Genomic DNA, 13,770 nt, shown 5'->3' on the forward strand with positions numbered 1-13,770 from the left:
TTCGCCGGCGCCGTCCCAGGCATAGCGCGCGGGCTTGAAGGCGGGATCGGAGGCGAGGTGCGCTTGTGGGCCCACGGCACATCCGGCAAGCGCCAGCGATAACATGAGGAGGGCGGGCGCTTTGACCATGATGCGGCACTCTTTACGCGAGAACTGAACGAGGTTGCGCCGATCATGTTTAAAATTTCCTGAACGGTTGGATGGGCTGCGCTGCGCCCGGCAACCTTGCAGGGGTCCTGGCGATGGCGATAAATGGGCGTAATGAGCGGGCGGCTCGCGTGCCGTCCGCCGCCGAAGAGGAAGCCCGATGCAGCCCCTGCGCATGTCCCGCCGCGTCATGAATCTCGCTCACATGCTGACCCAGAACGCGCGGCGGCATGGGGCGCGTCCCGGTTTCGTCTGGGGCGACAGATCCTGGACATGGCGCGAGATCGACGCGCAGGTCTCGGCGCTGGCAGCCGCTCTCGCGGCGCGGGGCATCGCGAAGGGCGACCGCATCCTCGTCCATTCCAAGAACGGCGACGAGATGTTCTTTTCGATGTTCGCCGCGTTTCGGCTTGGCGCGGTCTGGGTACCCACCAATTTCCGCCTGATGCCGGACGAGGTCGCCTATCTCGCGCAGGCCTCCGGCGCGAAGGCGTTTCTGTGCCATGTCGATTTTCCCGAGCACGCCGCGGCCGTAAGCGGTGGCGCGCTGGAATTCACCTGGAGCATCGACGGTCGGGCGCCGTTTGCCGAGACGTCGGTTGCGGATGCCGTCGCGTCGCGCGCCGGCACGGTGGTCGAGAACGTCGCAGTCGAGCACGACGATCCCTGCTGGTTCTTCTTTACATCGGGCACCACCGGCCGCTCCAAGGCTGCGGTGCTCACCCACGGTCAGATGGGTTTTGTCGTCACCAACCATCTCGCCGATCTTACGCCCGGCGTCACCGAAGCAGATGCCTCGCTGGTGGTGGCGCCGCTGTCGCATGGCGCCGGCGTGCATCAGCTGGTGCAGACCGCGCGCGGCGTGTGCACCGTGCTGCTGCCGACGGAGAAATTCGACATTGACGAGGCGTTCCGCCTGATCGAGGCGCATCGCGTCAGCAATCTCTTCGTGGTGCCGACCATTCTGAAGATGATGGTCGAGCATCCCGCCGCCGACAAATACGATCATTCCTCGCTGCGCCATGTGATCTATGCGGGTGCGCCGATGTATCGCGAGGACCAGAAGGCTGCGCTGAGGAAGCTCGGCAAGGTGATCGTGCAGTATTTCGGCCTCGGCGAGGTGACCGGCAACATCACCGTGCTGCCGGCTGCGCTGCATGACCCCGAGGACGGGCCGCACGCGAAGATCGGCACCTGTGGCTTCGAGCGTACCGGCATGCAGGTCTCGATCCAGGACGACGAGGGCCGTGAACTCGGCGCCAACCAGAGCGGCGAGATCTGCGTAATCGGCCCCGCGGTGCTGGCCGGCTACTATGACAATCCCGAAGCCAATGCGAAGGCTTTCCGCAACGGCTGGTTCCGCACTGGCGATCTCGGCCACATGGACGAGGAGGGGTTCGTCTACATCACGGGACGAGCCTCCGACATGTACATCTCCGGCGGCTCCAACATCTATCCGCGCGAAATCGAGGAGAAGATTCTGACCCATCCTTGCGTCGGCGAGGTCGCGGTGCTCGGCGTATCCGATGCGACCTGGGGCGAGGTCGGCGTTGCCGTCTGCGTCGCCCGCGAAGGCGCGAAGCCGGTGAGCGAAGCGGAGATGGCGGCATTCCTCGGCCCCAAGGTCCCCCGCTACAAGATGCCGAAGCGGTTCTTCTTTTGGGAGGCCTTGCCGAAATCCGGCTACGGCAAGGTTCCCAAACGGATGGTTCGCGACGAGCTCGAGGCGCGCGGGCTGCTCGATCTCGACAAGACACGGGCGGGCTGAGCGAAGGTCATGCGCAGCATCAAGCAGCCCGGCGCGCCGGTCGCCGAGCGCATCCAATGGGCGGAGGCGAGGGGACGCGCTTTCTCCTTCACGCTTCAAGCAGGTCTGCCGCTGCTGGAGGCGGCGCGCCGCGGTTTCGCCGCGGAGGGATTCGCCGGCGGCGTGCTCAGCTTCGGGCGCGGCGCGCTCGGGCCGTTCGGCTATGTCATGCCGGCGCTGTCGAAGACCAGCGAGAACGCCGCGTTTTATAGCGACACATTCCGGCCAAGCGGCGTGACGCGCACCAGGCTCGGCAGCATGACGCTGGGCATGCGCGATGGCGCCCCGTTCTTTCATTGCCATGGGCTGTGGACGGAGGCTGATGGCCGCGCCGGTGGTGGCCACATGCTGCCGGACGTGACCGATGTCGCCGAGCCGTTCGAGGTCGAGGCCTTCGGCATCGATGGTGCGATGTTCGCCGCAGAGCCAGATCCCGAGACCAATTTCAAGCTGTTCGGGCCCGTGGCGGCTGCGAGCACCGGCGCACGCACGACCAGCCGCGCTTTCGCGCTGCGGCTGCGCCCCAATCAGGATTTCGCGGGCTGTCTCGAAGACTTCTGCCGCGCGCACGGCATCGCGCGCGCGAGGATCCATGGCGGTGTCGGCTCGACCATTGGGGCGCGCTTCACCCATGGCGGCGTGACCGAGCCCTTCGCGACCGAGCTTGCGGTAACCGGCGGCGCGATTGCGGCCGGCTCCTCCGGCGCCCTCGAAGCCGCACTCGATGTCGCCCTGATCGACTACACTGGCGGCATAGCGGAGGGCCGTCTGATTCGTGGCGACAATCCCGTGCTGATGACCATGGAGCTGGTGCTCGAGGTGTTGGGCTAGTATCGGCGAGCGATCATCAGCGGGTGCGCAGCTTGGCGATGGCCAAGTATGTGGAGTCACTGATCCCCGAACTGGATCCCTGAAACAGGTTGAGCAGGGGGGATTGACCCTGGCCGGTGCTCTGGCTGTTTCTGATGTCATACATGGCGGAGAAACGGCTCAACAGCTTTGTCACCTTCGCGGGATCGGACAGATCCTTGATCTTCATGAATCTGTCTACGAACTTGGCCTGCTGATCGATCGGCATCGCCGCCATCGAGTCAGGCAAATCGAAAGTGGTCCTGAACACCTCCGAAAGAGCCTTGTCGGCAAGGATGTCGTATGCGGACGTGATGTCCCCCGCCTTTCGCTGGAAATAGAGCGCAAGGCGCACGCCGGGATTGGCATCGCCCTGCTGCTGCTCCAGGCTTTGCTCGACATAGTTCGCTTGTGTTTCCCGAAACTGATCCCGCTTTTGCGGACCCATCATCGGAAGACGCGCGACGTTGCCTTTACTGTCGAAATTGAACGATGCCACGATTTCGGCAAAGCGAGGATCGCTCTCGGTGTTCGCGAAGCTCTTTGGATCGTTCAGGTCGGAGCTGAAGATCTTCTTGAGAAATTCGGTGCTGACCTTCCTGGGATCCAGACCCTTGGCCAAGAGAATGAAATCGACCATCGGCCTGTTTGCGAGAAGATCGGAAACACTGCCGATGCCGGCGATGGCCTGCTGATATTCCGACGCATCCTTCGTGGCCTGTGCCCGAACTGCGGCCTGCTGCTGGGGAGTCGCCGTGCTGGCGCTCTTCACCGCTCCAATGACGTAGTCCTTGGCGATCTGGAGGACTTCAGCCGAGTCCTGAGCCACCAAGGGGGTGGTCAGATTGCCTTTTGCGTCGAAGTTGAAGGCGCGTGCCAGCTCCAAATATCGATTGTCCTTGAGGGTATAGACGTAGCTTTTGGGGTCGTTGATGTCGCTTTCGAGCACGGCCTTGACAGTCGCCGGCGAGACGTTCGCGGGCTCGAGGCCGACAGCTCCCAGCGCAAATTCATACACGCCCGGTGTCGATACGAACGCCTGGACTGAATTGATCTTGAGGATGGCAGTTCTAAATTGCCTGATTGCAAAAGCTTCGTTCAACGGGCTCGCCGCCGAATAGACGGCGGACTTGCTGTCGTCGAACTTCTGTTTCGTGATCGTGACATTTGCAGCAGTCTGCGCCGACACACCTGACGGAAGCGACCCGTCGGAGGAAAACTCGAACGCACCGGCCAGGTCGACGAACCCGCCAATCGTCCCTATCTGCTCGCTAAGGCTGGAAATGCTGCTCGCATATGACTCCAAATGATGCTTTTCCCAGAATCTGGACGTTCAACTGGGCCACGTTCGCGCCCGGTTGCGATAGTTGGGCGGTGTAGTCGGCGATCCTTGAATTGGCCGCGGTGACATCCGATCGGGCCTGAGCAAGGTCGGCGTTGAGGCCACTTAGCTGAGAAGCGAAAGTGGTGTTGACGTAGCTGTTGGGATCGGATGGATCGCTGCGCAAGACCTGGCTTATGGTGTCACGCGACCACTTGCTTTGATCGATCCCGTACGCCGAATAGACATAGTTGCGAAGACGGTCGTTGTTCAGGAGCTGGTCTGCACTGCTGATGTTACCGATTTCGGCGCTGTAGTAATTCGAATCGCCGGCAAGTGCATCGACCTGGCTTTTCCTGGTCGCCGTGTACAGACCAATCATCTCGTCGGTCTGGTTCTCCGATTGCGCCACCGGCGTGGCACTGCCATTGAAGGAAAACGCGGCGGCGAACTCACGGTAACGCTTGTCGACCAGCTGGTTGACAAAGCTGTTTGCGTCGGAGAGGTCGCTCTCCAGCACCTTTTTCATGAAGGCCTTGGCGTAGGCCATGTCTTCCAGGCCATACGCCTTCGTTGCATAATGATAAAGGCGATAGTCTTTCATGAAGTCGTCGACGGACTTCACCTTGCCGATGTGGGCTTTGTAATAGGCGGCCTCTCGCGCTACGTCCTGTTGCTGTTCGACCCGCGTCAGGGACTGCTTGAGATTGCGCGTGATGTAGCTGTAACTGAAATACGTTGATACCATCGCGCACTCCTACGGTCCCGGACGTCCGTCAATCATTGCGGGGTCGCGAGGTGGGGCTGGCCTCATGCCGGCAAACTGTCTCAGAGCCAGGTTCTCCAAGGCCATTTCGGACCGCGATCCCAGATTCAAGTTTGCCCTCGCGAGGCATATCGGGTTTTGTTGCTGCATGTTTCTCAGATACAGCTTTCGTGAGGGTTGCGTTCCGGATATGTCCCGATCAAGAGATCGATCGGAATGGCTCTCGTCCCGAACGCGACGCAGCGCCATAGCGCGTCGAAGACGCGCGTAAACGCGCTTACGGCGGTGTGGCGTTGAGCCGGGATCCAGAAGCCGTGCATTCTGCCGCAGGATGGGTCACGGCTCTGCGGCGCATCGCCGAAGGGGCGCTGCGCCGCGTCCGGGGCACGAGAGCCCGAAGTCATCTGGCATTGCTATTCACGTGATACGCGCGGTTTCGCATTCTCGCGGCCTGTGCGGCCCGAGCTTTGCGGCATTCTTTGCCCCCAAAATGCCGAGGGCGCAGGGAAGGCCGGGTGCCGGCTGGCACCCACGGTCCACTGTGCGAAGGTTGCGCTACGAGAGGCTGCACAGCGGCATACAGGTGAAGCCCAACACACGGCCTTCCCTGCGCAGTGGTTTTACGGCTTATGTCGTGATCTCCCCGGGGAGCGATGCACTATTGCCCCCGTCGCCTTGCGGATGGCTGACGCTGCGGCCCGGTCGGCCCGCACGCATCACCGCAAGACTTGGCGCACAGACCCCGGGCGCCAGGACCACACGATTTTGCCGTACGCAGGCTGCACCGGTCGTGTGCGCGACACTTTCGCTCACGGTTGCCCGCCCTGCGAAGCCTTCGCGCCGGTGTGGCCCACGTCCACCACGTCCCATCCCGCGTTCGTGACGATCGCGATCCGCCCCTCGGCCGGGTTGGGATGGCTCTTTATATGATAATCCGAAATGCGGATAAAGGGAAATATTTTTAAGCGCCGTGATTGACCCGCTTATTGGTGTTTTGCCCGCCGGGGCGGCAAGGGGTTGTGGGGCGCGCGGGCCCCGCCGCAACGCGGCCACGAACGGGTCTCCCCGCGGCCGCAAAATGCGCTACCATGATTCCAGCGCGCTTCAAGTCGCGCATGATCAACGACACTTATGAGGAAACGAGATGAGGGTGACGATTGGACGGCGCACGGTCCTGGCCGCGGTGCTGATTGCCGCGGGCGCGGTGGCTTTGACGGCGGCGTTTGGCCCGGTTTCGACATCGGCCTGGGCCCACGGGCCGACCCGTCAGAAGGTGCGCGAATCCATCGAGATCAACGCCGCCCCGGCCAAGGTGTGGGCCGCAATGGGCAATTTCCAGGACATGAGCTGGCTGCCACCTGTCACCAAGACCGAGGGCGAGAAGGGCAACGAGATCGGCGCGACGCGGAAGCTGACGCTGACGGGAGGCGCGACCGTCGACGAGGAGCTCTACAAGTTTGACGCCGCCGCGATGAGCTATTCCTACCGGATCACCAATGTGGACGTGAAGGTGCTGCCGGTCACCAATTATTCCTCGACATTGACGGTGACGCCGAGCGCTGACGGCAAGGGCTCGACGCTGGAATGGGCCGGCGCGTTCTATCGTGGCTTTCCCAACAACGAGCCGCCGCCGGAGCTGAGTGACGAGGCCGCGGTCAAGGCGGTGAAGGGGCTGTACCAGGCGGGCCTCGAGGCACTCAAGAAGAAGATCGAGAGCGGAAGCTGACGGTGCGGGCGCTGGTCCTGGCGGCGCTCGCCGCCAGCTTTTGCCTGGCCGGCATCGCGCATGTGTTCGCCGAAGAGGCATTCGTCACCAACCAGCTCAGCGACGATCTGATGGTCGTGGACCTCGCCACGGCGCGCAGCGTCGCGACCATCCCGATCGGCGGCAAGCCGGCCGGCGTCGCCGTCAGCGCGGACGGACGTTTTGCCTATGTCACGAGCCCGGATGCCAAAGCCGTGACGGTGGTGGACGCAGCAACGCGGCAGGTTGCGGCGCGGATCGAGGTCGGCGGCGGGCCGCTCGGCATTGCCGTCGCGCCGGATGGCCGCACCGTCTATGTCGCGGACTGGTATGCGGCGGCGGTGCGGGTGATCGACGCGGCCTCGCGCAGCGTCACGGCCAGCATTGCGGTCGGCGCCTCGCCATCGGGGCTCGCGGTAACGCCGGATGGCAAGCTGCTGCTCTCGGCCGACCGCGACGACGACAGTGTGTCGGTGGTCGACACCGCGACGCGCCAGCGCACGACGACCATCAAGGTCGGCACCCGTCCGTTCGGCGTCACCATCGATGCCGAGGGCAAGCGCGCCTACACCGCCAATGTCGGCTCCAACGACGTCTCCGTGATCGACATCGCCACTGGGGCCGAGACCGGCCGCGTGCAGGTCGGGATGCGCCCTTATGCGGTGGCGCTGGCGCAGGGCCGCGGCTTCGTCACCGATCAGTATGGCGGCACTGTCAGCGTGTTCGATCTGGTGACCTTGAAGCCGCTCAAGCGCATCAATGTCGGCGATTATCCCGAAGGCATTGCCGCGGCTGCCGACGGCAAGCGCATTATCGTCGCCTGCTGGGAAAGCAACACGCTCGATATCATCGATGCGGTCGAGCTGAAGCTGATCGGCGAGGTCAAGACCGGCGACGGCCCGCGCGCGTTTGGGGCATTCTTGCGCAGGACGGAGTAGGGGCGTGTAGCCCGCGTGAGCGGAGCGACATGCGGGACGGGGCTCTCCTCATCCACCGGCGTTCCCGGATATCGCTTCGCTCATCCGGGCTACGGCACCGGGGCACAGCGTCCATACAATCTCATCCATCTGATCAAACATGTGATCCGGCGCCATCGCTCGCAGCGCCGCCGGCGCCGCATAACCCCAGCCCACCGCTCCGCAGGCAATTCCCACTGTCCGCGCCGCCTCGATGTCGCGCACTTCGTCGCCGATCGAGATGACCTTGCCCGGCTCCACGCCGGCGCGGCGGATGACCCGTCGGAACTTCGCGGGCTTGCCGAAAAGCGAGGCCGCGCAATCGAAATGGGCGAACAGCGTCGCGCAATCGCCGAGCTTCTCGCGCGCATTGGCTTCGCTGTCCGACGTCACCATCGCGAGCTGCACGCCACTCTCCGCCAGCGTCCGCAGCATTGTCTCGACCCCCGCAAACAGCGAAATCTCCGCTGCAGCCTCCGCCTTCAGTCGCCGCGCATGCCGCGCGATCGCCGGCAGCTTCCACAGCGGCACCTCGAGCCGGCTCAGAATCTCCCGCGAAGAAGCATGCCGCAGCCCCTCGATATCCTCGTCCGCGACGCGGCGGAAGCCGAAGCGATCGGCGACGTCGTTGATGGTGCGCAGGAACCACGGAAAGCTGTCGGCCAGCGTGCCGTCGAGATCAAAGATGGCGAGGGAGTAGGGCATGGAGACGAAGCTACACCGCTAGGCTTTCCACACGGTTTCCTCGGTCCATCCGAGTTGGTCGAATTCGGTGGCCCTGAGCGGCGCCTCTCCCTCGGCGAAGAACTCGTCAAGCTGAGGCGGCGCGACGCTCGTTTCGGACAGCATGGCGTGCGCTTGTCCGCGGTGATGAATTTGATGCTGGAACAGATGCATGAGCAGTCGGTCGCGGCGTTCGGCCTGGACCCGCGTGTCGCGGTTGATCCGCACAATGCCGTTGAGAATCTCGGGCGTCAGTGCATCGCACATGGCGATCAAGCGCTTGTCGATCGCGGCTTGCGCAGGCTTCAGCGCAGCAAGGGAAAGGTGCGGCACGTCGTTCTTCCAAGCTGCCGGTCCCAACCATCCGCCCTCCAGTGCATCGACATAGAAGAGGTCGATGACATGGATGTGGTTCAGCGTGCGTTGCAGGCTCGGAAAGAAGCCGGTCCGCTCGGCTTCGAAGTCGGCCTGAGACAGCGCCGCGCAAGCGGTGAGCAGCCGGTGGTTTGCCCAAGCATTATTGTGGGCGAACGCACGATAGGTTTGCACAAGTCCGGCAGGCAAACTCAGTCTCCCTCAGACAATGTGTCGGCCGCTCCCGCGGCGTAACCTACTCGGCCGCCTCGCTCGCCGCGCGTCTCCGCTTCGGCTTCCGAGCCTTCGCCAGCACCGGCGCCAGGAACTTCCCCGTATAGCTCCGCGGCGCTTTTGCGATGTCCTCTGGCGGGCCCCAGGCGACGATCTCGCCGCCGCCATCGCCGCCTTCGGGGCCGAGGTCGATGACCCAGTCGGCGGTCTTGATCACTTCGAGATTGTGCTCGATGACGACGACCGTGTTGCCCTGCGCGACCAGCTCGTGCAGCACCTCCAACAGCTTCTTGACGTCGTGGAAATGCAACCCGGTGGTCGGCTCGTCCAGGATGTAGAGCGTGCGGCCGGTGGCGCGCTTTGACAGCTCTTTTGCGAGCTTGACGCGCTGGGCTTCGCCGCCCGAGAGCGTCGTGGCCTGCTGGCCGACATGGATGTAGTCGAGGCCGACGCGATGCAGCGTCTGGAACGTCTCGCGTACACGTGGGACCGCCTTGAAGAACTCGGCCGCTTCCTCGACGGTCATGTCGAGCACGTCGGCGATGCTCTTGCCCTTGAATAGGACCTCCAGCGTCTCGCGGTTGTAGCGCTTGCCCTTGCAGACGTCGCAGGTGACGTAGACGTCGGGCAAGAAGTGCATCTCGATCTTGATGACGCCGTCGCCCTGGCAGGCCTCGCAGCGGCCGCCCTTGACGTTGAAGGAGAACCGGCCGGGCTCGTAGCCGCGCGCTTTCGACTCGGGCAGGCCGGCGAACCATTCGCGGATCGGCGTGAAGGCACCGGTATAGGTCGCAGGGTTGGAGCGCGGCGTGCGACCGATCGGCGACTGGTCGATGTCGATGATCTTGTCGATGTGCTCGAGGCCCTCGATGCGGTCGTGCGGCGCGGCGCCTTCGCTGGCATTGTTCAGCTTGCGGGCGATCGCCTTGTAGAGCGTGTCGATCAGCAGCGTCGACTTGCCGCCGCCGGAGACGCCGGTGACGCAGGTGAACAGGCCGAGCGGAATTTCGGCCGTAACGTTCTTGAGGTTATTGCCGCGCGCGTTGACCACCTTGATGGTGCGGCGATGGTTCGGCGGGCGCCGCTCGGGCACCTCGACCTCGAGCTCGCCGGTGAGATATTTGCCCGTCAGCGAGTTGGGGTTGCGCATGATCTCGGCGGGCGTGCCTTCGGCGATGATGTTGCCGCCATGCATGCCGGCGCCGGGGCCGATGTCGAGCACGTGGTCGGCGAGCAGGATCGCGTCCTCGTCGTGCTCGACCACGATCACGGTGTTGCCGAGGTCACGAAGTCTCTTGAGCGTGTCGAGCAGGCGCGCGTTGTCGCGCTGGTGCAAGCCGATCGAGGGCTCGTCGAGCACGTAGAGCACGCCTGTTAGCCCCGAGCCGATCTGCGAAGCCAGCCGGATGCGCTGGCTTTCGCCGCCGGAGAGCGTGCCGGAGGAGCGGGAGAGCGTGAGGTAGTTGAGGCCGACGTCGAGCAGGAAGGTGAGGCGCTCGCGGATCTCCTTGAGGATGCGGCCGGCGATCTCGTTCTGCTGGGTGTTCAGCGCCTCCGGCACGGTCTCGAACCACGCGCCGGCGCCCTTCACCGACATCTCGGAGATGTCGCCGATATGCTTGCCGCCGATCTTGACGCAAAGCGCCTCGGGCTTCAGCCGAAAGCCGTGGCACGCCTCGCAGGGCACGTCGTGGAAGTACTTCGCCAGCTCCTCACGCGCCCACTCGCTCTCGGTCTCGCGATAGCGGCGGTTGATGTTGGTGATGACGCCCTCGAACGGCTTCTTGGTGTCGTAGGAGCGGACGCCGTCCTCGTAGGAGAACTTGATCTCGTCCTCGCCGGAGCCATGGAGGATCGCGTTCTGCGTCTTCTTGGGCAGATCCTTCCATTTGGTGGTCAGCGTGAACTTGTAGTGCTTGCCGAGCGCAGTCAGCGTCTGAATGTAATAGGGCGACGAGGATTTGGCCCAGGGCGCGATTGCGCCCTTGCCAATGGCGAGCTCCTTGTCGGGAATGACGAGGTCTTCGTCGACATGCTGCTCGACGCCGAGGCCGCCGCACGCGGGACAGGCGCCATAGGGGTTGTTGAACGAGAACAGCCGGGGCTCGATCTCGGGGATGGTGAAGCCGGACACCGGGCAGGCGAACTTTTCCGAGAACAGCATGCGCTCGGGTCCGCTCTTGTCGTGGATCTTTGCGGTCTTCTTCTTCTCTTCCGCGGGTGCTGCCGCAGCCGGCGCATCCGCGAATTCGATGACGGCGAGGCCCTCGGCAAGTTTCAGCGCGGTCTCGAAACTTTCGGCGAGGCGCTGGCCGATGTCGGGGCGCACCACGATGCGATCGACGACGACGTCGATGTCGTGCGGGAATTTCTTGTCGAGAACAGGGGCTTCGGCGAGCTCGTGGAAGGCGCCGTCGATCTTGACGCGCTGAAAGCCCCTCTTGAGCCATTCGGCAAGCTCTTTGCGGTACTCGCCCTTGCGGCCGCGCACGACCGGCGCGAGCAGATAGAGGCGCGAGCCCTCGGGCAGCGCCAGCACGCGATCGACCATCTGCGAGACGATCTGGCTCTCGATCGGCAGGCCGGTGGCGGGCGAATAGGGCACGCCGACGCGCGCCCACAGCAGGCGCATGTAGTCGTAGATTTCGGTCACTGTGCCGACGGTGGAGCGCGGGTTCTTCGACGTCGTCTTCTGCTCGATCGAGATCGCCGGCGACAGGCCGTCGATCTGGTCGACGTCGGGCTTCTGCATCATCTCCAGGAACTGGCGGGCGTAGGCAGACAGCGATTCGACGTAGCGGCGCTGGCCTTCGGCGTAGATGGTGTCGAACGCGAGCGAGGATTTGCCGGAGCCCGACAGCCCCGTGAACACCACCAGCTTGTCGCGGGGAATCTCGACATCGACGTTCTTGAGATTGTGCTCGCGCGCGCCACGGATGGTAATTGCGCGCAGGTTTGATCCCACGTTCTGCTGTTGGCGCTTCGCCTTGATCACTTCATCCATCCGGGTTGCCCTCAAGGAATCCCAAAGGCGCGCGATCGCGCCAACAAAAAAGGCGCGCTTCGCCCGGAACCGGGATCGGCGCCGATGGGGTTGTCAGCGAACGTAGGAAGAACGGAGACGGATTTCCAGTGGGACTTGCGAATCGTCAACGGATTGTTGGCGCACTGGCGGCATCTGGCAGGAGCAGGGTGGAACTGCGCGGCAACGTGCCCGACAAAACAAAAAGGCCGGCACAAGGCCGGCCTTTCATAACGCGGATGGCGTTGGGGCTAAGTACTGAACTCAGTACTTGGCGACCACCGGGCCCCCGAAGTGATAGTTCACGCCGACCTGCACGGTGTGAAACTCGAGCGTGCCGGAGGGCAGGGCGCCCGAGAAGTAGGTCTCGCCGCCGAGGCTGCGAAAGAGGTACTCGCCCTTGACCGACCACTGCGGAGCGAAGAACGCTTCGACGCCCGCACCGACGGTCCAGCCGGAGTGCCACTTGCTGTCGGAAACGGTCACGCCGAGCGCGCTGACGCTGAGCTTGTTGTCGATCCAGGCGTAACCACCGGTGCCGTAGAACAGGACGTTGTTGACGGCGTAGCCGATGCGGCCGCGCACGGTTCCCATCGCATCGGTTTTGGAGCTGAGGGTGGTGCTGACGAGGCCGAAGCCGGAGACGGCAACGGGGCCGGTGACCGACGCGCTGACATTAGCCCAGGAACCATCGGCCTCGACGCCGAGCACGACATTGCCGGTCTGCCAGTTGTAGCCGGCAGTACCGCCGACGAAGCCGCCCTTCATCTTCGGGTCGGTCGAGGAATTTTCCCAAGCGCCGCCACCGACGATACCGAGGTAGAAGCCGGTCCAGTTGTAGACCGAAGCCATGGCCACGGGGGCCTTGGTGTAGGGGCGCGCCGCGAGATCAGCGGCCGAAGCCGGGGCAGCGAGAGCGAACAAACAGGCCGAAGCCAACAAAACCTTTTTCATTTTCAACTAATCCCAGTCCCAGTTTCTGATTGTGCCTTCCAAGATAGGGAAGGGCATCGGACTCACTTGCCCAACTGATGCCGTACTTACACCAGTGAAGCCGCAAGTTGTGTCACTCAAAAGCAACAACGGTCGGAAAACGGAACGGTTATTGACCGATTAATATCGGAGGACTGCACAGCAAAAGGCCGGCGCAAGGCCGGCCTTCGAAGTGCGATATGTCCAGCGCGATCAGTACCTTGCGATGGCCGGACCGCCCCAGCGATAGTTCAAGCGGACCAGGCCCATGTCTACGTCCTGGCGAATCCGGTCGCTGCCGAATACCGCACCCGCGGGCGTTGTGAAGCCGATCGTGCGATCGCCAAGGAAGATGTGGTCGTACTCAAAGCCCAGCGACCAGTTCGGGGCGAAGCCGAATTCCAGACCGGCCCCGACCGTGCCACCCCAGCGAGTCTCCCGGGCCGAAGCCAGCAGCGCGCCCGCGCCGGGCGTACCCGCAGCAGCGTAGATGTCGTACTTGTCACCGACGACGGCGGCGCCGCCCTTCACGTAAAGCAGCACGTTGTTCCAGGCGTAACCGACCTGACCGGTGATGAGACCGAAAGCGTCGATGCGGGAACGGTTGCGATCACCCGTCACCAAAGCGGTACCAGGGAAGAGGGTGCTCACGTTGTCGCCCCGGAAATCAGCCCAGTTGCCCTGGCCTTCCAGACCGAACACCCAATTGGCGGACTGCCAGCGATAGCCGATCTGGCCGCCGACGGTGCCCCCTGTTGCATTGTGACAGCCTTCGCCGACGAGAACGCCGGTCGCGGGCGTGACGAAGTCCCAGCACTTGTGGCTGGAGCCACCGCCGCCGTTGATGCCGATGTAGAAGCCGCTCCAGTCGTAGA

9 protein-coding genes and 1 pseudogene are annotated in these 13,770 nt (G+C 63.6%); 4 read left to right on the forward strand and 6 right to left on the reverse strand.

The genetic code is table 11. The features are described 5' to 3' along the window. The first annotated feature begins 307 nt into the window (after positions 1-307). A complete protein-coding gene (locus tag IVB32_RS11590; RefSeq protein WP_247296636.1) occupies positions 308-1,915 on the forward strand; it encodes an acyl-CoA synthetase in 1,608 nt (535 codons plus the stop codon). Positions 1,916-1,924: 9 nt separating this feature from the next. After that, entirely contained in the window at positions 1,925-2,785 is an 861-nt protein-coding gene (locus IVB32_RS11595) for a DUF296 domain-containing protein (protein WP_247296638.1), read from the forward strand. Positions 2,786-2,801: 16 nt separating this feature from the next. Here IVB32_RS11595 and IVB32_RS11600 read toward each other — a convergent pair. Next, a pseudogene (locus IVB32_RS11600) lies at positions 2,802-4,872 on the reverse strand (DUF1217 domain-containing protein). Positions 4,873-6,034: 1,162 nt separating this feature from the next. On the opposite strand from IVB32_RS11600, the gene IVB32_RS11605 reads away from it, so the two are divergent. Next, the gene (locus IVB32_RS11605) at positions 6,035-6,616 is read left to right on the forward strand and encodes an SRPBCC family protein (protein WP_018458001.1); all 582 of its coding nucleotides are present in this window, start codon (positions 6,035-6,037) and stop codon (positions 6,614-6,616) included. A gap of 2 nt (positions 6,617-6,618) precedes the next feature. Continuing rightward, positions 6,619-7,572, forward strand: coding sequence for a cytochrome D1 domain-containing protein (locus IVB32_RS11610; RefSeq protein ID WP_247369941.1), 954 nt, complete (start codon positions 6,619-6,621; stop codon positions 7,570-7,572). A gap of 48 nt (positions 7,573-7,620) precedes the next feature. Here IVB32_RS11610 and IVB32_RS11615 read toward each other — a convergent pair whose 3' ends face one another. The 5 genes from IVB32_RS11615 to IVB32_RS11635 form a co-directional block, all read right to left on the reverse strand. Then, on the reverse strand, positions 7,621-8,295 hold the full coding sequence (locus IVB32_RS11615) for an HAD-IA family hydrolase (protein ID WP_085353172.1): 675 nt from the start codon (positions 8,293-8,295) through the stop codon (positions 7,621-7,623). A gap of 18 nt (positions 8,296-8,313) precedes the next feature. Then, complete coding sequence (locus IVB32_RS11620; protein ID WP_026233478.1) at positions 8,314-8,877, reverse strand: DinB family protein; 564 nt, start codon at positions 8,875-8,877, stop codon at positions 8,314-8,316. Positions 8,878-8,923: 46 nt separating this feature from the next. Next, positions 8,924-11,905 carry an excinuclease ABC subunit UvrA gene (gene uvrA / locus IVB32_RS11625; RefSeq protein WP_247369943.1) on the reverse strand — a complete coding sequence of 994 codons (2,982 nt, stop codon included), beginning with the start codon at positions 11,903-11,905 and terminating at the stop codon, positions 8,924-8,926. A 282-nt stretch (positions 11,906-12,187) separates the two neighbouring features. Next, on the reverse strand, positions 12,188-12,877 hold the full coding sequence (locus IVB32_RS11630; RefSeq protein WP_247410390.1) for an outer membrane protein: 690 nt from the start codon (positions 12,875-12,877) through the stop codon (positions 12,188-12,190). A gap of 231 nt (positions 12,878-13,108) precedes the next feature. After that, positions 13,109-13,770: outer membrane beta-barrel protein (locus IVB32_RS11635; protein WP_247410391.1), on the reverse strand; the 662-nt coding region annotated here is incomplete at its 5' end.

Source organism: Bradyrhizobium sp. 23, assembly GCF_023073295.1.
Lineage (GTDB): Bacteria > Pseudomonadota > Alphaproteobacteria > Rhizobiales > Xanthobacteraceae > Bradyrhizobium > Bradyrhizobium canariense_D.